The sequence below is a fragment of the Lysinibacillus sp. G4S2 genome (assembly GCF_030348505.1).
Classification (GTDB): domain Bacteria; phylum Bacillota; class Bacilli; order Bacillales_A; family Planococcaceae; genus Lysinibacillus.
Genome location: NZ_JAUCFJ010000002.1, coordinates 2,332,713 through 2,354,199, shown reverse-complemented (window position 1 = coordinate 2,354,199; position 21,487 = coordinate 2,332,713). Strand labels below are relative to the sequence as shown.

General features: G+C 37.2%; 26 protein-coding genes and 2 pseudogenes. 8 read left to right on the top strand and 20 right to left on the bottom strand.

What is annotated here, in order from left to right:
* Positions 1-92: 92 nt before the first annotated feature.
* Positions 93-776 (bottom strand): hypothetical protein, encoded by a 684-nt coding sequence (locus QUF91_RS12045; protein WP_285399066.1) that lies wholly within the window; start codon positions 774-776, stop codon positions 93-95.
* Positions 773-1,393, bottom strand: coding sequence for an ECF transporter S component (locus QUF91_RS12040; protein WP_289417924.1), 621 nt, complete (start codon positions 1,391-1,393; stop codon positions 773-775). The genes QUF91_RS12045 and QUF91_RS12040 overlap by 4 nt, the downstream gene beginning before the upstream one ends.
* Between QUF91_RS12040 and QUF91_RS12035 the strand changes: the two genes are divergently transcribed.
* The gene (locus tag QUF91_RS12035; protein WP_289417923.1) at positions 1,385-1,822 is read left to right on the top strand and encodes a hypothetical protein; all 438 of its coding nucleotides are present in this window, start codon (positions 1,385-1,387) and stop codon (positions 1,820-1,822) included. The genes QUF91_RS12040 and QUF91_RS12035 overlap by 9 nt on opposite strands.
* 1 nt (position 1,823) lies before the next feature.
* On the opposite strand, the gene QUF91_RS12030 is transcribed toward QUF91_RS12035, so the two are convergent.
* The 11 genes from QUF91_RS12030 to QUF91_RS11980 form a co-directional block, all read right to left on the bottom strand.
* Positions 1,824-2,216, bottom strand: coding sequence for a bifunctional adenosylcobinamide kinase/adenosylcobinamide-phosphate guanylyltransferase (locus QUF91_RS12030; RefSeq protein WP_285399062.1), 393 nt, complete (start codon positions 2,214-2,216; stop codon positions 1,824-1,826).
* Positions 2,165-2,764 (bottom strand): histidine phosphatase family protein, encoded by a 600-nt coding sequence (locus QUF91_RS12025; protein ID WP_289417922.1) that lies wholly within the window; start codon positions 2,762-2,764, stop codon positions 2,165-2,167. The genes QUF91_RS12030 and QUF91_RS12025 overlap by 52 nt, the downstream gene beginning before the upstream one ends.
* The gene (gene cobS / locus QUF91_RS12020; protein WP_289417921.1) at positions 2,737-3,513 is read right to left on the bottom strand and encodes an adenosylcobinamide-GDP ribazoletransferase; all 777 of its coding nucleotides are present in this window, start codon (positions 3,511-3,513) and stop codon (positions 2,737-2,739) included. Before cobS ends, QUF91_RS12025 begins: the two co-directional genes overlap by 28 nt.
* Positions 3,514-3,553: 40 nt before the next feature.
* The gene (locus QUF91_RS12015; protein WP_289417920.1) at positions 3,554-4,129 is read right to left on the bottom strand and encodes a bifunctional adenosylcobinamide kinase/adenosylcobinamide-phosphate guanylyltransferase; all 576 of its coding nucleotides are present in this window, start codon (positions 4,127-4,129) and stop codon (positions 3,554-3,556) included.
* A gap of 12 nt (positions 4,130-4,141) precedes the next feature.
* Entirely contained in the window at positions 4,142-4,750 is a 609-nt protein-coding gene (locus tag QUF91_RS12010) for a histidine phosphatase family protein (RefSeq protein ID WP_289417919.1), read from the bottom strand.
* 11 nt (positions 4,751-4,761) lie between these two features.
* Positions 4,762-5,841 (bottom strand): pyridoxal phosphate-dependent aminotransferase, encoded by a 1,080-nt coding sequence (locus tag QUF91_RS12005; RefSeq protein ID WP_289417918.1) that lies wholly within the window; start codon positions 5,839-5,841, stop codon positions 4,762-4,764.
* Positions 5,828-6,784 (bottom strand): adenosylcobinamide-phosphate synthase CbiB, encoded by a 957-nt coding sequence (cbiB, locus tag QUF91_RS12000; protein WP_289417917.1) that lies wholly within the window; start codon positions 6,782-6,784, stop codon positions 5,828-5,830. The genes QUF91_RS12005 and cbiB overlap by 14 nt, the downstream gene beginning before the upstream one ends.
* Positions 6,781-7,464: an adenosylcobinamide amidohydrolase gene (locus QUF91_RS11995; RefSeq protein ID WP_289417916.1), complete on the bottom strand. Its 684-nt coding sequence runs from the start codon at positions 7,462-7,464 to the stop codon at positions 6,781-6,783. Before QUF91_RS11995 ends, cbiB begins: the two co-directional genes overlap by 4 nt.
* A gap of 96 nt (positions 7,465-7,560) precedes the next feature.
* Complete coding sequence (ltrA, locus tag QUF91_RS11990) at positions 7,561-8,823, bottom strand: group II intron reverse transcriptase/maturase (RefSeq protein ID WP_289417007.1); 1,263 nt, start codon at positions 8,821-8,823, stop codon at positions 7,561-7,563.
* A gap of 736 nt (positions 8,824-9,559) precedes the next feature.
* Positions 9,560-9,742, bottom strand: a complete 183-nt coding sequence (locus tag QUF91_RS11985) for a hypothetical protein (protein WP_285399053.1) — start codon at positions 9,740-9,742, stop codon at positions 9,560-9,562.
* A 94-nt stretch (positions 9,743-9,836) separates the two neighbouring features.
* On the bottom strand, positions 9,837-11,195 hold the full coding sequence (locus tag QUF91_RS11980; RefSeq protein ID WP_289417915.1) for an aspartate kinase: 1,359 nt from the start codon (positions 11,193-11,195) through the stop codon (positions 9,837-9,839).
* A gap of 697 nt (positions 11,196-11,892) precedes the next feature.
* Between QUF91_RS11980 and QUF91_RS11975 the strand changes: the two genes are divergently transcribed.
* Positions 11,893-12,126 carry a TetR-like C-terminal domain-containing protein gene (locus QUF91_RS11975; protein WP_289417914.1) on the top strand — a complete coding sequence of 78 codons (234 nt, stop codon included), beginning with the start codon at positions 11,893-11,895 and terminating at the stop codon, positions 12,124-12,126.
* Between the two features lie 105 nt (positions 12,127-12,231).
* On the opposite strand, the gene QUF91_RS11970 is transcribed toward QUF91_RS11975, so the two are convergent.
* Complete coding sequence (locus tag QUF91_RS11970; protein ID WP_289417913.1) at positions 12,232-13,059, bottom strand: DNA alkylation repair protein; 828 nt, start codon at positions 13,057-13,059, stop codon at positions 12,232-12,234.
* 223 nt (positions 13,060-13,282) lie between these two features.
* Between QUF91_RS11970 and QUF91_RS11965 the strand changes: the two genes are divergently transcribed.
* From QUF91_RS11965 to QUF91_RS11955, 3 genes are all read left to right on the top strand, one after another.
* Positions 13,283-13,636, top strand: coding sequence for a hypothetical protein (locus QUF91_RS11965; RefSeq protein ID WP_289417912.1), 354 nt, complete (start codon positions 13,283-13,285; stop codon positions 13,634-13,636).
* 202 nt (positions 13,637-13,838) lie between these two features.
* Positions 13,839-14,792 carry a TRM11 family SAM-dependent methyltransferase gene (locus tag QUF91_RS11960; protein ID WP_289417911.1) on the top strand — a complete coding sequence of 318 codons (954 nt, stop codon included), beginning with the start codon at positions 13,839-13,841 and terminating at the stop codon, positions 14,790-14,792.
* Positions 14,793-14,985: 193 nt separating this feature from the next.
* Positions 14,986-15,135, top strand: coding sequence for a hypothetical protein (locus tag QUF91_RS11955; RefSeq protein WP_285399046.1), 150 nt, complete (start codon positions 14,986-14,988; stop codon positions 15,133-15,135).
* A 208-nt stretch (positions 15,136-15,343) separates the two neighbouring features.
* Here QUF91_RS11955 and QUF91_RS11950 read toward each other — a convergent pair whose 3' ends face one another.
* Positions 15,344-16,354 carry an LCP family protein gene (locus tag QUF91_RS11950; protein WP_285399044.1) on the bottom strand — a complete coding sequence of 337 codons (1,011 nt, stop codon included), beginning with the start codon at positions 16,352-16,354 and terminating at the stop codon, positions 15,344-15,346.
* Positions 16,344-16,871, bottom strand: a complete 528-nt coding sequence (locus QUF91_RS11945) for a sigma-70 family RNA polymerase sigma factor (RefSeq protein WP_289417910.1) — start codon at positions 16,869-16,871, stop codon at positions 16,344-16,346. The genes QUF91_RS11950 and QUF91_RS11945 overlap by 11 nt, the downstream gene beginning before the upstream one ends.
* A gap of 878 nt (positions 16,872-17,749) precedes the next feature.
* Between QUF91_RS11945 and QUF91_RS11940 the strand changes: the two genes are divergently transcribed.
* A complete protein-coding gene (locus tag QUF91_RS11940) occupies positions 17,750-18,730 on the top strand; it encodes a hypothetical protein (RefSeq protein WP_285399042.1) in 981 nt (326 codons plus the stop codon).
* Between the two features lie 95 nt (positions 18,731-18,825).
* On the opposite strand, the gene QUF91_RS11935 is transcribed toward QUF91_RS11940, so the two are convergent.
* From QUF91_RS11935 to QUF91_RS11920, 4 genes and pseudogenes are all read right to left on the bottom strand, one after another.
* On the bottom strand, positions 18,826-19,035 hold the full coding sequence (locus tag QUF91_RS11935; protein WP_285399041.1) for a hypothetical protein: 210 nt from the start codon (positions 19,033-19,035) through the stop codon (positions 18,826-18,828).
* Between the two features lie 329 nt (positions 19,036-19,364).
* The gene (locus tag QUF91_RS11930; RefSeq protein WP_289417909.1) at positions 19,365-19,679 is read right to left on the bottom strand and encodes a thioredoxin family protein; all 315 of its coding nucleotides are present in this window, start codon (positions 19,677-19,679) and stop codon (positions 19,365-19,367) included.
* A gap of 153 nt (positions 19,680-19,832) precedes the next feature.
* Complete coding sequence (locus QUF91_RS11925) at positions 19,833-19,985, bottom strand: hypothetical protein (RefSeq protein WP_289417908.1); 153 nt, start codon at positions 19,983-19,985, stop codon at positions 19,833-19,835.
* Between the two features lie 296 nt (positions 19,986-20,281).
* A pseudogene (locus QUF91_RS11920) lies at positions 20,282-20,470 on the bottom strand (IS4 family transposase); the annotation flags it as partial.
* Between QUF91_RS11920 and QUF91_RS11915 the strand changes: the two are divergent.
* A pseudogene (locus tag QUF91_RS11915) lies at positions 20,469-20,910 on the top strand (IS4 family transposase); the annotation flags it as partial. The pseudogenes QUF91_RS11920 and QUF91_RS11915 sit on opposite strands and share 2 nt — an antisense overlap.
* 53 nt (positions 20,911-20,963) lie before the next feature.
* Entirely contained in the window at positions 20,964-21,326 is a 363-nt protein-coding gene (locus QUF91_RS11910) for a hypothetical protein (RefSeq protein ID WP_285399037.1), read from the top strand.
* The last annotated feature ends 161 nt before the right edge of the window (positions 21,327-21,487 follow it).

The window sequence follows — 21,487 nt, the reverse complement described above, 5'->3', positions numbered from 1 at the left end:
TAAACAAATCTAACATATTGTGTTTGTTGTTGCAATAGGCGTTTTGCCCCTTGAATTTTTTTAAGTGCTACTTTTTCTCGAAGCAAGCCCTATTACAATGCAGTTTTACGTAGTTTTTCAAAATTTCTAGGAAAAATATTTTGTGCCAGTTGCTCTTTTTCTGGATGTACTCCTAGTAAAATGACTGCACATGGGCCAGCCGTTTTCTCAACATCTAGCGAACTTTTGACCTGTTGATTGCCAAAAAGGCGGGTAAATTCTGCTTGCAGACCTTTTGATCCTACTGGCCAAACTTGCTGCACGATGTCCTCTTTCCATGCCTGAAAAACAGGCTGTAGCTGTGCGACATCCTCAGGCTGCGCAAGGACTTCATTGCCTACAAGTGGCAGTCCATATGTATACCAAATAAGTTGTTCATGCTTAGTTAGTGTACGTTTCTGCTGTTCTCCAAGCATCGTTATAGACAAACCTGATTGTACAGTTGGCATATTGGACTCAGTGCTACCGTCTATTTGCGGACAAATAAGACCAGCTTCATCAAAAACTTGCTGAATGCCTGCTACATACCGAGACCATGCCGCATCCCCTGAAAAATTAGCGAGTAGGACATGTGTTGGTAAAGCATTTGCGGCAAGCTGCTCTAAAAAAGTAACACGTGCTGTCAAGTATGCCGTTAGTTGATCTGAGGCTGACACAACATCTTGTGGTTTTTCACCAATTGCTGCGGCATTATCTGTCGTAGCAATGAGCTCCCCTATTTTTATGGCATTTCTCAATGTAATCGCCCTGCCTTACGCACAAATACTTTAGATAAAATTGGCATTGCAACTGCAACGATGATTAAATTAATTAATGTTGCCAGCGGAAGACTCGTAAGAGATGCCCAATAAAATGCCGGACTAATGATAAAGTAAAACGGTAATGGTGCCACAACGCCATTTAAAATAAGTGCCACAGGCCATTTCCAGAAATGCATTCCTTTATTATGCATAATCCCGAAGATCCATACAACGATAAACATTTCTACTGCGATAATAATATGGAGTGGTCCTAGTGGGAAGCCAGAAGTTAAGGCTGTAATAAAATGCCCAATTACCCCTGCAACCCCAGCCAATACTGGAGATAAAAATACAACACTCAAAAATGCGGGAGCAGAGTCCAGCGCAGCAGTTGCAATAAATGCTGGAATTTTAATCACTGCACCAACTGCACATATTGCCGCTACCATCGCAACGAGTGTCAATTTCATTAACCTTTGTCGATCCATTCCATTTCCTCTTTTCGTTATTTTATTATCATAGCGTGGGGTGATTTCAGTTCCGGTTAGGCGCTTTTTTACTGACGCTTCGCTTTCGCACAGAGCAAAGCTTCCCTGGGGCGTCCGATGAGCCACCAGCTTAACTCCAATCAACGTAAATACATGCTCTTCCATCCGTCGCTCTGTCTTCTATCCGTCACTTTGACGGTTCTACACACAATTTTGATGGTTCTATCCACAATTTTGACGGTTCTATCCACGAATTTGACCGCCCTATCCACGAATTTGACCGCTCTATCCACGACTTTGGCCTTTCTATCCACGACTTTGACCGCTCTATCCACGATTTTGGCCTTTCTATCTACGACTTTGACCGCTCTATCCACGAATTTGGCCTTTCTATCCACGAATTTGACCGCCCTATCCACGAATTTGGCCTTTCTATCCACGACTTTGACCGCTCTATCCACGAATTTGGCCTTTCTATCCACGAATTTGATGGTTCTTTCCGTCACTTACACCTTAGAAAAAACATCCACACTAAAGAGCCTTACAAATTCTTAGATCATTTAATTTGTTCCCCGATACCGTACCAAATGCGTACGACATGTTCCGCTTCAGCAAATAACGCCTGGTACAAGCGCCCACATGTATCGCGTAATAATCGTGCCTGTTTTTCCATCGGCACAACCCCACGTCCCATATCGGTCACAATTATATACAGTGCACAATTTTCGTCAAGAGTCTTTAGTCTTGTCAAAATGGTTTTGACAAGGGCCTCATCATCCTCCAGATCTTGTGTCACGAGCCACTTTTCTAAGTTTTTAATAACAAGTATATCACTGGCAGGAATGTCATCAGGTACATAGCCATCTACTAGCTCAACTTTTTGATCTGCAAGCAAATTCATGACATAGTCGGTTTTTCCACTATAAGCTCCTCCGATAAAGACATGCATCTTGCTCCCTCCTCCCAAGCCTTTCTTGAAAACGTTAAAGTGAACATTTTATCATGCGGCGTATGATACGTCCAAAATGGTTGCTCAGTTGGTGCAAATGCAACAAGCAGTGCTCGAATGACTCCACCATGAACGACGAGATGATAAACATCTTCATCTTTGGATAACGCTGTAAACCCTTCCATAACACGCGCACAAAAGGCATCAAAGCCTTCCCCTTTTGGAGGCGGTGATTGTACCGGGTCATCTAACCATGCACAATAACGATGATCAGATTTTAACTCCTCATATGTTTGCCCTTCAAATTCACCGAAGTTCGACTCTCGGAATCTCTTATCTGCCATGTAAGTTGCGTTCGGAAAATAATGGGCAGCTGTTTCTCTACAGCGCCGTAAATCGCTACCATACACCTTTGTGACATCTTTATCTACAATAGTCAGCGAAGATACATCTGCTAATGATGAATCTGTCCAGCCGATATAACGCTTTTCCAGATTTTCCTTTGTTGGTGCATGTCTCATTAAGCGCACAATAACAACGTCACCCACAGCACAACCTCCATTCCTTCAATTGAAGCACCGAGTAAATCCCCTGAAATACCACCAAAGTTGCGCACTGTAAATTGTCGAAAGACTAAAAAGGCAATCGCTAATACAGCAATCAACACGAACGGAACAATGGAGAAGCCTATGACAAACAGTAAGCTAGTATACGCCACAACTAGTGTGATAAGCATAAAGCATATAAGCAAACTCGGTTTAATATGTGTTTTAAAAAAATAAGCAAGCCCTTTTTCTTTTGAACACTTTAGCGACATAAAATAAAAACTCATGCCCACACGCGTTAATAAAGGAATAAAAATCAGCATCCAAAGAGCTAACTTATGCTGCACGAATAGTTCATGCAATACGACGAATTTACTAAGCACTAAAAATAGCACCGAAAGCACACCAAATGCACCGACACGTGGATCATCTAAAATTTCAAGCCGCTTCTCCCGGTCCCGATACGAAAAATAAGCATCCCCCATATCAATAAATCCGTCTAAATGTAAACCACCAGTAAATAAAGCGAATAGTCCGACAACCAAAAAAGAAAGCAAAACTTCACTGCTCATCGTCCATTCTGTTAAACCATATATCACCGCTGCCACTACGGTGCCCATAAGAGCCCCTATCCACGGCAAAAAGGCGAACATCCCTGTAATGGTTGCTTTGGTTAAAGGAATTTCCTTATGTACCGGCAAAACTGTAAAAAATTGAAATGCAAGTTGTAGGCTATGCCAGAAATTTTTCATCGTCTTGCCTTCCTTCTTTCTATTTTCAATGTGCGTTGCATTATTTCCATTTCTTTACGATACTATAATTTATTTCATACGCCTCATCTGCTATAGAAACGAACCATTGATGTAAATTCCCGAGCATTTGTCGGTATAATTCAACTTCCTCGCTTGTATATGGAGGCTCATCAAACAATTCATTCGAGACGACAAAAAACGTCACCCTCTTCTCAAGTAACGTCTTTACTGCTTTTTTTAAGACACGCAGCTTCTCCTCTAAACAGCCTGGTTGATCTACACATGGCGTGCCCGTGTCAAAACCTTCATAAAAAGCATTTGTCAGCCATGTCGTGACACAGTCCCATAACACGACATCGCCATCGGTCAGGCTTATCAATGGATCAGCGATTTCATAAGGTGCTTCTATCGTAAGCCATTCAATATTTTGAGCTTGTCTATCTGCCTGATGACGCAATATTCGCTTCTCCATCTCACGGTCCATCGCTACACCAGAAGCAATATAAATAAGTCTTTGTGCTTGCATGAACTTTGTTTGATAGTGAGTAACAGCCGCTTTTTCAGCAAAGTGGGATTTACCACTGCGTACTCCCCCTGTAATGAAAATCAGTGGCAATAGTTACGCCTCCTATTTTAAATGTTGAATGTTACCGATATCTTTAACGAGCCATTGATTCTCTGATCGTTCAATAATCGTTACACTTGTACCATGAATGAATGGCTCTGCCCAAAGCTGATTAATACTTCTGCCTAAAATAGCGTTAACCGTGCATTTAATAGTTACAGCATGGGAAACAATTAACACATTGTCCTCAGGGAATTTTTCTGCAATTTTTTTTAACGTAAACATTGCTCGTTCAGTTACCGCACCGAAGCTTTCGGTATGAGTTGCTGTGAATTGCGCAGGATAATCGGTATATAATTCATAGTCTAAGCGATGTGTCCTAACGATGTCCTCGACCGTTTTACCTTGCCAATCTCCTAAAAAAATCTCGCGTAATTCATCCGCATAGTAAATCGGAATCTGTCGATCACCTACAAGAATATCCAGCGTTTCCTTGGCACGACCACTCGTACTGCTAAATGCTGCTGCAAATGAAAATTCACCTAAATGCTCGTGCAGTTTTTCTGCATGTAAAACACCATTTTCAGATAATGGCGAATCTAACCATCCTTGTAGTCGATGCTCTTTATTCCACATCGTTTCACCGTGTCTCACTAAATAAAAAGTTGTCACCTTTCTCACTCCTAATTCGCATTAAACCATGCCTGTAAACAGTTTTTTAAATACGTCATGGCCGCAATATCTTTAATCCCGATACGGAACCATTCACCATGTAAGCCCATAAAGTTTTTTGTATGGCGCAGCACGACGCCCTTTGATAAACAATATGTAAAAAATGTATCTGCTTGCTGATTTTTAGGCAACGCAAAACATACATAATTCGTGACACTATTCGTCACCTGGCACCCATTTTCTTGTAAATAGCTTTGTAGCAATTCCCGCTGAGTTGTTGCATAGGCAATCGCCTGTTGACAATAATTTTGTTCATCTAAACAGCCTGCCCCTATAACGAGTGCAAAGGCATTCAAATTCCAATGCGGTAAAATAGACTTTAACTCAGCAACAACGATAGGACTTGCCACTAAATAGCCAAGGCGTAACCCTGGAATTGCATACATTTTTGTCATCGAACGAACGACAATCATATGAGGATTTTCGACCACATATTGAATCAATGAATAGGCTTCATCGACCCAGTCAATAAAAGCCTCATCAATGACAAGCTCGCAATTGACTTTTGCACCGTGCGTCATTAATTGTAGGAGCTCCTCTTTCTTTGGAAGCACCCCCGTCGGATTATTCGGTGTGCAAATATATAAAGCATCTGCGTTCGCCATCTCTCTTTGTAAACGCTCCATCGGCAACGTGTAGTGGACGATATCCTCTACAATAATCGGTACAATTTCAGCGCCTACTGCTCGTAATGTTCGTTCATATTCTGAAAAAGAGGGATGTACGATAATTACACGTTTATTTGCATAACGTCTAGCTAAAACACTAAAAAGCTCTGATGCACCATTGCCTAGTAGTATTGAATCTTTCTCTACATGATGAAAAGCGGTCACCTTTGATAAAAACGGCTCGCCATCCGGATCTGGATAGCGTTGAATAAGCGGAAAAAATGTCCGCCAACGCGCCTCAACGAATTGAGGTGGTCCAGCCGAATTGACATTTTCACTAAAATCATACACCTCTTCGGGCATGTTAAGCCCTAGTTGATGATAGACATTTTGCGGATTTGCTCCGTGATTAGGTAATAGCAAAAATTAACACCTCCACTGTTAACATAACAAGAGTAAAGAGCAAAGTAGCAATACGCATTTGAATAACAGACGTTGCAATATGCTCTTTTGTTAATGGAACTAATTTTTCGCCCATTATTGCACGATAAGAAACGACACCCTGATATGTATTTTTCCCACCTAGCTGTACCCCAAGTTGCACAGCTGTGGCTGCCTCTAAGTAACCACTATTCGGGCTTGGGTGCTTTTTCGCATCCTGTGCCCAACGTTTTAAACGGTTACCAAGTGATCTATTTGTTTCATTTTTAGTCCCTAGTACCATCAGTAAGCCTGTTAACCGGCTTGGAATAAAATTCAATACATCATCTAGCTTTGCAGAAAACATACCAAAATCTTTATATTTTTCGTTTTTATAGCCAACCATAGAGTCTAACGTATTGACAGCCTTATAACCCCATAACCCTATTGCGCCAAATAAAAAGGCATAAAATAATGGAGCTGTTACACCGTCACTCGTATTTTCTGAGACCGTTTCTACAACACCACGAACAATCTCATCTTCGTCAAGCTTCTCCGTATCACGCCCAACAATCCAAGAAAGCTTCACACGAGCCTCAGCAAAATCCCCTTTGACTAGCGGTTCATAAACAGCCATCGCGGCCTCCTTCAAGCTTCGCTGTGCTAGTCCTATACCAATTAGTAGTCCCTCCATCACTATGCCAAATAATGGGCTAACCTGATAACTTAGTAACATAATGGCTGTCACCACAAACATCGTTGTACCAACTACAGCGAGCGCCATAATCATGCCGCGGAGTTTTCTCATTCTTCCTTTATTCCACAATTCAGTTTGAGATTGAATGAGCTTTCCAATCCAGCGAACCGGATGAGGCATTTTAGGAGGATCACCCACTACTAAATCAAAAGTAAGCCCGATGATACAGGCAATCATCAGTGCCATCATAAAGGATTCTCCTCTTTATCTTTTTTATATTTTTGCACAGCTTCTCGCATCGTTTCGTAAACACCATGGCCAATAACTTTCCCAAGCATCGTAATCGGCCCTGCATATTGATGGTAGTCGCCTTCCTCCGTCGAAGCAATCAACAAACTATCCGTTGAAGTACCTGTAGCTTGTGTGCCTGTTGTTGGATCTGTAATGCCCTCATCAAAGAGTGCCTTAACCTTTGCCTCTGTCGTAGAGATCATCGCTTGAAATAAAGCTTCATCCGACAATCTCCCATTTATCAGAACCCACGTATTGATGGTACCTGCATGATATTGCTCCTTGCGATGAAAAGCACGCGTTATATCTACGGCATTGCCAAGTCCAGCTGTAATCATAATGACAAGATGAATGCCTTCATATGTAAACTCACGGATTGTTGCATACCTGGCATAGACAGCCGTCATCATCGCAACTGTCTTATCAACGGGAAAGCCCTCTGACTGTAAAAATAGTTGTAATTCTAACTGCGGTTTTCGTTCATCATACGTATAGGGCACCGAACGATTCATCAGATGTGTATAATAGCCAAAGCCCGGATTATGTACGGCTGAAGATACGACCTTCATCGGTGAATCTGTTCGGACGGCAACATAATGGTCAGAAATATGAATATCGCCCTTGCGAAGTACTGACATGATCTCGCCTCCTATTCAGAAAATCGAGTAGGAGGGAGTGATTAACTCCCGACCTCTCCAACCACCGTACGTACGGATCCGTATACGGCGGTTCAATTAAGGTGAATAACGCAAGATTTCATAACGAGCTTGCAGACTTTTGAGCCCTTGGTTACTCCAATAAGAGTTACCAAGGGTTCTGTGTAATATTGGACTTTTCGAGATACGCCAGTAACTCTTGCGAGTATTGCCCCATTCGTAAGCCTTCCAGTCTGGAACTCCTAAGCGAATTAGGTTGCGCACTTTCGTACGAGGCTTTTTCCAATTCTTCCATAAACACATACGAAGTCTTCTTCTAATCCATCCATCCAGTGATTCAAATATTGATTTCGTATCCGCTAATGCAAAGTAGCCACACCACCCAATTAAGTATTGATTCAATTGTTGAATTCGGTACTCCATTGGAAGTGGCTTCTTTCTAGCTGTTAATTCCCGAATTTTGTTCTTCATTCGCTTTATGCTCTCTTTCGCAATTCGAACTTGTGGTTCTTTGCGGGAGGTAAAGCTAAATCCTAGGAATTTACGTTGCCAAGGACGAGCCACTGCGGATTTCTTCTCATTTATTTTCAATCGTAGCGTCTTCTCAATAAAGGTTTTGATACTTGCCATCACTCGTTCTCCTGCTCGTTTTGTTTTCACATAAATATTGCAGTCATCGGCGTAACGGACAAATTTATGACCACGTTTCTCTAATTCTTTGTCTAATTCATCCAGCACAATATTTGAGAGAAGTGGACTCAGTGGGCCCCCTTGGGGTGTTCCTTCATCTGTATCATAAACGACACCATTTATCATGACACCCGATTGTAAGTATCTACGAATCAGCTTGAGTAGAGGTTTATCAGAAATTTTCTTCGCTAATGTACTCATTAGACGGTCATGGTTTACTTTGTCGAAGAATTTCTCTAAGTCCATATCTACTACCCAGCGGTATCCTTCTTTTATATGACCTTTGGCTTCTCGGATTGCATCGTGAGCACTTCGTTTTGGTCGAAATCCGTAACTATGATTCGAGAAGTTCGGGTCATATAGGTTGGATAGCACTTGGGCAATCGCCTGTTGAATGAGTCGGTCTGTCACGGTTGGGATTCCTAATAGTCGCACACCGCCGTCAGGTTTCGGGATTTCGATTCTGCGAACTGGTTGTGGTTGGTAGGTTCCCTCAAGAATTTGCTTCTTAATCGTTAGCCAGTTTTCGACTACATGCTGTCGTAGGAATTTTACGGGCATTTTGTCTACTCCATGACTCCCTTTGTTTCGTTCCACCCGTTTGAGTGCGAGAAGCAGATTCTCCCGTGATAATATTTGACTCATTAACATCTCGTTCGACTCCTCCGTGAATAGCTTGTCTTCTTATAACAGTTTCTACTGCACCCGCTCAATGTCCCTCATGGGATTCACCATTACCTCCATTAAGTCGGTCCTTCTGGATTTTCTGTGTTTACCATAGAAAACTGCATGCCAAGGGCTATTCTCTCCGAATTGTTCGGTCCTTCCCATTCATTCTAGAAGTGAATGGTACTATGACCTCTGCTGACTTCTGATGGTTCAGCTACCTATCGCTAAGTAGGTTACAAAGTGTACTTTGCGTTTCCATCAGACCTCCCCGGGTAAGCGCATGCACTTTCACACCATCTATCCGCCTCATTTACTCGATATGACCTTCGACAGAAAGGACTTTGTGTTGTTATGCACACTCATCCAATCATACCTAGCCTTATATGAGATTCGTGTTCCTCGGACCGGTGTTTTGCCTCCAGCTTCCTTCAGATTCCGCGTCGCCACGGACACCCTTGCTCTTGGCTAACCTCTACTTCTGTCTTCGGGGTTCGGGACTTGCACCCTATAGTTCATACGCATGCCGGGCGCACATAAAAAAACAAATTCTTACAAAGAAGAATTTGTACTGTTGATTTTTAACTTAATCATCTTTCCCCAATTTAAAACTTTTGAATTTTCGCACAGCATCGCAACTTCATAATACTCAAATTATTTATTTTTTTGAAATTGTATCATAAATTCGCGTTTTAAAACAGTTCAATTTCGAGATATTCCGTTATTGCTTTTGTTTTAAGTGTTTAAAACGAACAATGGATCCCGCAATGATAAATACCCAGCCAATCCCGATATAGACAAACTTCATTGTTTTAGTCGAGGCAGGTAAAATATCCATGATCGTTAAACAAACAAATAGTATGCCAATCATTGATAGAAACATACCAATCGATAATTTTTTCAAAAGTAAAACCTCCAATCTATGTACGCCCTCGATTTTACCGTATTCCCGTGAAAAAGAAAACACTAATCCCGTTCAAGGATTAGTGTTTATTTACTTAAACTCTCACATGCGCAAAAAATTCTTCATAAAGCGCCTGTAAAATTTGATTTTCGAATTCTTGTAGCACACCGAATACTAAACTAACTTCAGATGAACCTTGATTAATCATCTCTATATTTGCACCTGTTTTTGAAATAGCAGTTGCAGCACGTGCCGCAAGACCTGTGTTATTGCGCATACCTTCCCCTACGATCACAATCATAGAGAAACCATGACGCATTTGCACGTCATCAGCATACAATTCATGTTTCACACGATAAAGAATACGCGCTTCATTTTCTGGTGTAATTTGATTTGAGCGCATAATAACAGAAATATCGTCTAAACCAGACGGCGTATGTTCATACGAAATATTTTCATCTTCTAAAATTTGTAGAAGCTTACGTCCAAAGCCTACTTCACGATTCATCAAATACTTTGACACATATAAAGTTGAAAAGCCACTGTCTGCCGAGATACCTGTAACTGGACGACCTGTAGCAGAGCGTCTTGGTACGATACGAGTACCTGGGGCTGATGGATTATTTGTATTTTTTATGTTAACGGGCACCCCAATCTTGTAGACAGGCATTAACGCTTCATCATGGAACACTGAAAAGCCTGCATAGGATAATTCGCGCATTTCGCGATACGTAATTTCTTTAATTTCCACTGGATCATTCACGACTTTCGGATTCGCAGAAAACACACAATCCACATCCGTAAAGTTTTCATAAAGCTCTGCTTCAACAGCTGCTGCTAAAATAGAGCCTGTAATATCAGAGCCACCGCGGTCAAACGTTCGCAATATGCCCGCTTTAGTGTAACCGAAGAAACCTGGGAACACAATAATTTCTTTTGTATTTTTTAGAGGTGCTAAATTAGCATAAGCCTCTGGTAATGCATACGTGCGTTCAGGTAAATCATTGACCACTAAACCATCTTTTGGACTTACGTAACGAGCCGGCATACCGATAGAATTGAAATACGCTGCGATAAGCTTCGCGTTATTATCTTCCCCTGCTGCTTTCATGCTATCGATAAATAATTCCTCATTCGATTTATCGCCTTGCACACGTTCACGCAAATCTTCAGCTATCACGCCACAAATTGTATGATCTAACTGCAAACCATCTGCAATCGCCTTAAAACGATTCACAACTGTTTGCACTTTCTCTTCCACATCTTCATTTTTTAATACTGCCATTGCTAAATTTATTAATAAATCAGTTACCTTTATATCATCACCGGAGCGTTTCCCTGGCGCTGAAACGGCTACGATTTTACGTGCCGGATTAGATTTTACAATGTTTGCTACTTTTTGAATTTGTTCTGCACTTGCTACAGATGTTCCACCAAATTTACATACGATCATATCTATCAAATCCTAACTTTTTAAATTAATTGTATTTCTCCACAAAACAATTGAATGTACACAGTGTACAAATTATCGCTCTCTACGTCAATACAATTTAAAAAATTCACGCAATTTACCGATAGAATATGGACAATTTCCGCACTGTTTGATTTATTATACGGATTTCGTATGAAATAGTTAAGGTTTTTGCAATTTTTTTTTGTGGAATTCACATAATCGTACAAATCTTAGTCTGAACTAGCTTAAATCATCTAAAATACAGGATTTTAGTGATTGATTAAAACGATATAACATGCCAAATCGACCCAACTTAACCATGTCATTTTGACAATTTTTTTGCAGCCATCTTTCCCTTATATATTGTTTCCATTTTGGATGAAATAGAAGTACTTTTCTTCTATATTATTTAATAAAAACGCTTCCTCATTATCATATGCAGAAAAAATTGTGATGTTTGTGCTATTCGCAATTGATGAAAGTCGCTCACACTTCAAGTTAATTCACCTTTTTGCGTTGGTATTTGTTTCTTTTCGCGGATATCTCTGCTGCGCGCGGATATCCGTTCTCATCCTACACGTTTTCTTAACAAGATAGAATTTGATATTTTTAATGATGAAGATGAGCCTCACGGATACATTCATGAATTTATTCAAACAAATTTCTAGAAAAAAATATTCCCTATTTCCCTTCAAGCATGAAAGAGATCCTCATCGATATTGTTTCAAACGGGATTAATTGCACGCAATCAGATGATAAAAAGCGGACAGTTCCACTTGAAATGGCTATCAGAATTTTTGCCACAGCTTTTCTTGAGATGCTTGTTTGGTGGTTAGAAAACGATATGCCATATCCACCTAAATTTATGGCTACTCAACTAATGCGCATTCCAGTGAAGGTTCCTTATGTAGACAATCCTTTTGGAAGTTAAAGCTTAAGAAAATAAAAAAACACCCTTCTGTAAAAAATGTCCATTACAACATGTCCATTTTCCAAAAGGATGTTTTTTATTATAAATGACACACAAACCAAAACGTTATTTCCCTTTTACTATCGTTCTTTGAGCCTTTTTAATGATTCTCTCCGTTGCCTTAGTTGGAGATTCTTTTTGCCATTCATCACAAAGGTTTTTAACCCACTCTGGTTGAGTTTTGCTAGCATCATTTAACCAGTTACCGACAGAATCTTGAACATACTTTGACGAATCTGATTTTAGTAAATGTAGAATAGGAAGTACGATTTGCGGTTCTTCCTTTAATCTTTCAATATGCTTTGTCCATACTCCGCGAGGACGGATTGATTCTAAACTGAACCTACGAATGTTTTCATCTTCACTTTTCGCCCACTCTGCTAACAGGTCTACGCTATTCTCAATATTTGCTGAAAGGTCTTCCCTAATTGACATCCAAGCAATTTCTCGGACACCAAAATGATGATCTGCTGCGAAAGGTCGGATATACAACAATTTCTCCTCTAAAGAATAATCGTTGTTTTTATTCATAAATGCTGCCCAACATCGGACACTATCAGATACATGTTGGGAGCAAACTTTGATTACATCCTCTTTTTTAGTAGCACTTTCATCTATCATGACTGTATCTAATAAACTCCCTATTAAACGTATAGCCTTCATTCCCGTTTCGACTTTTTGCTTCTCTATCTCAGTTAGTACAAATTCTAATTTTTCTTCTAGCCCTATTGTTGGTAGAACATTTTTGACTAAAGAAATATGGTTAACAGCTTGCCATTCCATTAAATTAACACTCTCTATTTCCCCTTGATTCAACAACATTAAAACATCATTTGGGATATCACTAGCCTTTCTAGCTCCCTTTCTATTTAAAATATCTTCTTTTACAACCATTTCATAACCCCCTGAAATTTTATTAGATGTCTCTTTCTATATTATTTTTTCTTACAAATTATTTCCACTATTAAAAGTGCAGCACCTGAGATAAATTTCTTCAGATGTGTCTATTAACGATTTTATCTATTATCGTCCTTTCAGAAATATCTCTTTAAATTGAAACTAAATGCTTATAGCAAAAATTTCTAATTTTTTTAGAATAAATACGAGGGGTGATACTTTGTCAAACTTCATAAGCAAATACGGAAAATATGTAGTGCTACTCATTTTTATATTTGAATTAATTTATTTTGGAATCCCAAATTTCGTGAAGCCTGTGTTTGTTTATGAGTATCTTGTATTTTTCGGAATAGCTTATTTATTTGCTATTCTTCAAGATTTTTTTAATCCAAGTGCAAAAACAGATATATTACTACGTGTAGCCATCATCATTAGTTCGCTCGTCATGCTGATTACATCCATCTACTATAAAGCCACGTTCTCGGTTGTATTTTCTGTAATAATGTTCGTTGCGATAAGTTTCTCATTATATTTAGCAATCAAGCATAACAAAACTAACAAGCAACTGGATTAACCCTTTTGCTTGTTTGGCTTGATGATTGGGGAGCGATCTTTTGGCATTAACCTCATCACTACTTGAATACGATCTAATTTCGATATTGATATCGAGTGGCTTGATAGAGACACCTATGATACGATTACAAAATAAACAACTTCATTTGTTTTTTAACTTTAATGAAATCAAGTGAACAACACGATAAAAGGATGATAATCAATTGAGTAACGAACAAAATAACAGTAAATTTATATACACATATGTACATCATGTTGATGAATACGATCTGTGCAGAATGGAGATGCGTTCATTTTTTAATCTTGATTCCCAATCAAACTATATAATAAGCCCTTTTAAAATTGATCCAAGCCGTAGTCCTTTTATACAAGACAGACTTGAAGTGCTATATGAAGAAAACAGCTTAGAAAACATCAAGACATTGGTAAAGGATTTAACAGTAAAGGAAACAACTTTTAAAGTAGTTTGTTTAAATAGTATGGATATAGGTGAAGAGAAGAAAATTCATCTGCCCGAGCGTCGAATGATAGAACGCGAGGTAGGATTGTGCATCGATGGCGAACCAGAACTTAATGAGCCTGAAGTTGTATTTGGTCTTATTTTAATAGATGGAATATGGTATTTCGGAAAGCATATGAAGAGTGAATCCATTTGGCATAATCATTTACACAAGCCACACAGTTATTCAACGGCACTAAGTACTAGAGTAGCTCGTACTGTTGCAAATATCGCAGTTCCACAGCCTCAAAATATTCGTGCGATTGATCCTTGCTGTGGTATAGGGACAGTAGTAATTGAAGCCCTTTCCATGGGGATTAATATTGAAGGGCGAGATATGAATTACAATGTTTGTCAAGGTTCCAGAAAAAACATCTCATATTTTGGGTTAACAGGCACCATTACATTAGGTCCAATCTCGGAGGTTAAGGAACATTATGATGTCGCGATAATTGATTTACCTTATAACTTATTTACGCATACATCAACCGAAGATCAATTTAATATTCTACAACATGCTCGACGCATTGCCGATAAAGTCGTTGTCGTTACGATTGAAACAATTGATGACTTGATAGAAGATGCAGGTTTTGTTATAGCAGATCGATGCATTGCTAAAAAGCAATCGTTTTTACGCCAGATTCTATTATGTGAATAAAAACACGAACTTTCTATCTTTGAAGAAAGTAAATCCAATGCAAGTACTGAAATTATCAGTGTGTGGAAATATAGCAACCATCTTAGCAATAATCCATGCCTTTTGTTTCATCACATATAATCATTAATTAATTGTAAGTTATGCGGATAAAAAATCATCTTTCACTCACACTAATGGTGGAGGTGAGATGATAATGGGTAATAATAAACATAAAAATAATAAAACTCAAGACAACAAAAAACAGCAAAATCAAAATCAAAATGCTAACAGAGAACGTGAAAACAGAGAAGAGTTCGCTGAGGAAGTAATCTTCAGTCGTAATCAAAATGAAAATAAACGTTAGTCGTGATATCTAAATTAATTGAACTAACCCCCAATATTCACTTTAGAAAAAGGTGTGTATTGGGGCTTTTCTTATTATGTAACCATCGACCATGATCCATTTCTTTCAATTTCTTAAAGTACAAAAAACCCGGGTGTGTTAATCTACATTTCATTAACACACCTTTATCTTCTCTTAGTATAAAATTACATACAATTCCAATTTATATTTAATTAAATGTAGTTAACTCTTCTGAAATAGAATTTAAAAAGTCTTTCTCAAACACAATATAGTATTGACCATCTATCGTTTCCGATTTCATTCCCTCACTTAAAGATAACGATTTTACAGAATCAATTTCTATTTTATTCTCTAACAAATGATCAATTGATGTATTGGCTTCTATTTTAGTAGTAAGTTCTTTTAATTGTGTTTGTGGGATTTCGTTTTTTGTTTTATTAATAACAGCATGAATGAGATTTAATAGGTTTTCTTCATCGAATTCGTATCTTTTCCCCTCTGTAGCAGCCATCATTAATGCCACAATCTCTTCGCCATTCAAATGATTCGTCCCCTTTTTGAATTCAAATGCCACTCTAGAAATAGCTCTTACTCGAATATCTTCTGGCAAGTTGTAATCTATACCATTCACTGAATCAATCAGCGTTGAAAAGGTTTCTAAATCCATAACTGCATAATAATCAATTGTTAAATCAAATAACTTAGAAACTGTTGTTCTTACACTTTCAGCTCCACCCGAACCGTCAGCATAAGCATATGACAATTTATCGTATGAAGTAATTCCAGTACTCTTATCCAATATCGGAACATAAGTATCACGAGGGATAGACAGAACTTTCACCATCTTTTTATCTTTACTATAAGTAATTAAAAGGTTAATAGGTATTCTATTATTCTCATCTTTCACCGTAAATAGAGTGGTAAAAATCTCGTCTTCTTGTAATACTGTACCGCTTGTATCACTTCTGTTATATTCTTTATTAACGTTTCCAGGAAGAATCGATGGAATAAACAAAAATATACACAAGCCTACCACTAATAAAGAAACTGTAAGTGGAGCGAATTTTTTAAAAGAAGAAACAAGAGATTTTTTCTGCGTATTATTATTCTTCTCTAGTTTATGAATTTGTTCAAATACTTCATTACGGTATTCTTTCGTAAATCTTAGTTCTTGATCAGACGTATTAGAAAATTTATCTCTTAATCGCTTATCTTCCATTAAGTTCTTCCTCCTTAATCATCGGCTCTAATCTTTGTTTTGCTCTTCTTAATCTAGTTTTCACTGTATTAACTGGAATATCCAAAACTTCGGCAATTTCCTCTGTCTTTAATGAATCATAGTAGTATAGATAAACCACTTCCCGATACACTTTCGGAAGAGAAAAGATCGTATCTTTTATTTCAGCTTTATTGTATTTATCGATAACTGTTTTTTCTGTTGATGGTAATATTGACTTTGCTGTTTCATTAATAAAACTTTTTACCTGTACCATTTTGTAATTCCAACTTTTTAAATAATCTTTACATTCGTTAATTGTTATACGATAGAGCCAAGTTTTAATTTGTCCGTCAAATCGAAACGAATCAAGGTTCTTGTAGCATTTGATAAACGTATTTTGAACAACATCCTTAGCAATCTCTGTATCTTTCACATAAGAAAATGCCCATCGTACCAACTCATTACCATATTCAATCATTATTTTTTCTAATATGAAATCTTTTTCTTCTCTATCCAATCTACTACCCTCCCTTTCAACCTACTTCAAATTCTGCTATTAGACGATTACCAAATCATAATAGGTTCAATTTCCAAAAAATATTTATTTTAACAAAGATTCTCCACTAATTCGCGTAAAAAAACATCCATACAATTATAACTAAAATACAAAACCTGTATCTTAGATTACAAAGTAATCATAGATACAGGCTTATTGTTTATAATTATTCCTTATTCCTCTTAACTGCGCCGTTAGCCACCCATGAAGTGCAAAAATTAGCACTTCATCACAGAAAATGAAAGACTGCTGCGTTAGTTTTTAAGTAAAATATGCAGTTGTTCAATAAGTAAATGCATTAATTAAACGGCGATCATTTTCGCTAAAAATATGTAGCTTTGTAAAAAAGTTTGATAAAAATCACCTCTTTAGTTATTTTTTGAGGTGATTTTTTAATGTATATTTGAAATTTAACAGGTGCATGCTGCTTGTTTTTAAGTGGTCAGGTAGGTCCTGCCAATTTCCAACTTGATTTAAAAAATATCTTAGAGATAAGATCAATCTTTGAACCTATTAAAAGGCGTACGGTCTTGAAGCCACCGAAATCAAGACTGTTCTCAATGACACGATTTGGCCTTTACAGAATTAATAAAACTTGCGTCGAGCAAATTATTAGGATCTTCCCAATAGCTTGAACACTTATGTGGAAAATCCCTGGAATGCGCTCCCACCTGCATTCATATATTACACCATTTTTTATTTCTATCCATTATATTATGTGCGGCATTTTCGCCAAATCAATACATTTCATCATATCATTAAATCTAATTTTAAAGAAATCTACAACATTGTTACTATTAATAAAAAATGTTATATTATATTGTTATAGGAGGAATTATATGCCAAAATTTTTTTTTACAAGTAAAGGGAATAGTGGGGTGATATACGATAGCAAGGATTTTAATGGGATTGGCTGTGTATTAGGTGTTTTTGCTATTTTAACAGTCGCTTTGGGAATATTAGGTGCAATTGTAGATACTGTAGCATACTTTATGATTAATTCGTATGAAACTATCGGAGAAACGCTCAGACCAGCATATGAATTTATCATTATGAAAATATTAGTTTTACCTTCTACTTTTGATATCTTTTTTAATATTCTTTCTGAAAATCATTTCATTAAAGCGCTTATTTTTAGTGGGTTAATTCTAATTTACACATTTTCACTTCACCTTGTATGGAATAAAAGCAAACTTTTAAACTTTTACTGTATTGCTAATATACTTATCCTTGCTATAAGGATCGTTTTTTCATTATTATTTGCTTTAATTGCTTTTGCAGCAGATGAGAATGAACAAATACATACTAATTCTTTCATACAAACTGATTTCAAGTTAAATATACTTGAGAATGAAAATAACCTGAGTTATAACACTCATATATATACGGATGAAGAAGTTAAAAAAGGAAATGCCTTTCCGGACGCAAATTCTGAAGAACAATATAAAGAGGTATTTTGGGTAGCTTTTGGTGAAAATGAAGAACAGATTGGTGTTCATTCTAAATTCTATACTAATTTTGAAATTGGTGGAGTATCTTTTAATTCTCCAGAAAAAATGGATCGATACCAAACGACTTTATCTTACTCACCTCCAATGGATGGTTATGAATACACAAACCAAACATTATTTACTATTAGTTTTGTTGGAGATGGTGAAATATTAAAAACTTATACACTCTCAGAAGATAACAATGTAATTGAAGTTGATATCCCAGTTGATGTAAAAAGGACATTCGGAGTAATTATCGAAGGTGACGTAACTGATTACTCAATCGTCACACTACTAGGATCAAAATTTATAAATGAGTTGAATAAATAACTTATATAAAAAATAAAAATCACCTCTTCACTATAAAGAAAATAGGTAAGAGGTGATTTTAATTAAGACGCCAACTTCTTTTTTGAGCACTTCATTTAGCGTGACTCTTTTGGTGGTTGGCAGACGTCACATTTACGTTGATGTTTATTTTTAAATTTTGTAAATGTTTTTTCAAAGTTGCTACCACATGCACATTTTAATAATAACTTTTGAGAAAAACCGTGATATTCAGTCGTTAGCAACTTACTTTCCGAATTATTCTCAACAAATTCTTTAATTTTATCAATCGTCCATTTTTTATTCAATCTCTTACACCTCCATATTTTATCGCTATGCGGAGGCTTTCTTGGCATCCGTTCAGTTATAAGGAAAAGTCTTAATTACCTTAAGCTCCTCATTATAACATGAGCTCGTATATAATTACACAGATTGAAAATATCGTATTTGACTAATATCCTTTTACAAACATTGATGTATCAACGGATTCTACCACTTTATGATGAAGGAAAAATATTCCCCTCATTTTATTAATTACAAATGCCATCTTCCTCAAATTCGAAAAGTCTGAAGTAAGAACTATTCTGCCGTTCCTCCACCAATAATTGTACAATCAAGTTTTCTCCCGTTTGGCGAATCAGACTCCCATCATTTTCTTCAGTTTTTCAAAAGGCACATATCCCATAATTGGTTCACGTAATTTTTTTTGAATAATCAATCGAGAGTGAGGAATTCCCATTACCTTATATTCCGCTGCAATATCTGGGCTTTTTTCAACATTCACCTTTATAATTTTCACCTTACCACTGAATTCTTCATTGAGTTGATTAAGAACCCCTGCAAACATTTTACACGGGCCACACCACTCAGCCCAAAAATTTAATAATACAATCCTTTTTGTTTTTAATTGTTCTCTTAGTTCATTCTTTGTTGTAACATGAACAATTGACATAATTCTTTTCCTCCCTTGTGAAAATAAAAATCTTGAAGCTATAATATGCTTTTAGTTATGATTAGACCCTACTATCCCCTTTTAATTAACATTAAAGTGCTTTAATATCCGTAATTAAACGAACAATTTTCAAAATTGTACTGACCAAATCAACTACCATCGCCGTTTATATCCTCCAGCAGCAGCTACAGACCGGCCTAATTTAGTAGTTTCCCCCGCTTCGTAAAATTTTCCATTTTTTATGTATAAAGCTAAAACCCCAACAATGACATTTAGCATTGTTGGGGCTTTTTCCTGTAAGGACATGTTACAGATACTGCTCCCTTAAGATGAAGCATGGGATGCTAAAGCAGTTCCATTTCTACAGGGAAGCGCATATATAGGAATATATATTCTTATGGTAAAATCTTCATCAGAGCAAGAAAGAATAATTACCAATCAAACATTTTCATACTTTCTGTGATGCAGTGTCGATAGGTCTTCATGAATTGCTACTGTAGTAAAATAGGGAGTAATCAAAAAAACGCTTATAGGGGTAACATCACATGCCCATCAAGCTAACCAAGTAAATTACTAGATACGAAATGATTCTTGTTTCAAAACTAGCAGTGATAAAAAGTAGGCATGCTAAAGAAGCCTATTACGGTCAGCTTCTTATACCTATGACATTTACGACCGTTTTTTCTGAGCAGCTGATAAAGGCGATGCAGAATTTTTAAAAGTTCTTTTGTGCCAACGGCTATCGCTTGAAACAGTAACGGAAAGTAATCTTTAATCATATAAATCGCTTGCCTTGAAACCGTAGAAGCAGGCGATTTGTGTTTACATGATCTTGGTTACTTCGATTTAGGAGACTTACAGACCATTCATGATAAAGAGGCTTACTATATCTCGCGGTTGAAGTTGATTACACGCATTTATATCAAGAACCCTGAACCAGAATACTTCAGCAATGGTACTTTAAAAAAGCAGACAGAATACATCCAGCTTGATATGACAAAAATGATGTCTGGTCTAATCCATGGTGAAACGATAGAACTCCCCGAGGCATACATTGGCCAGAATCAGAAACTTCCAGCACGTGTTATTATCCATCGTTTAACCGATAATCAAACGCAAACACGTCTGAATAACCAATCGATACGTGAAAAGAAGAAAGGCATTGTCATGAAGGATAAAAGTAAACGTTTAATGGACATGAATATATATCACGAATACGTCGCTAGAAGAATAGAAATAAACATAATTATAGTTTAAAAGTATGTATTCGAAAGGGTGTTATCAATGATTAACAAGAAAATTAAATTTTCAGTAATTTTCTTTGGTCTCTTACTTTTAACCGCTTGTGAAGGTGAGACATTTATATTGTATGGGGAAAGTGAAAATTGGGCCGTACAATACGAAGTTGAGAAATCTGCTGACTGTCAACCAACAAGTGGATATATCAAGTTTATCGGAACTCAACCTAATCCGAAAAAAGTAGAGTATGACATTAGTAATTCAACAGGAGATGTGCCAATAGAGGAAAATGGAACTTTCACATTGCCAAACGGATGTACAAATGCTACAGAGGATTCAAAGATTGAAGCGGTAATTAAATGGGATAGTCATTCGGAAACTATACCCTTAACTAATAAATCCAAATAAATAACCAATGTGTTATGGTTCGGGTACTTATTAAAAAAAAACTAATCCATATTGAAAGTGTTTCAATATGGATTTTATTTTATATGAAAATGTGACCAATAATTATAACGATGATATGATTCAATCAAACATAACCAGATAGGGCTTAAATTTAGCTATTC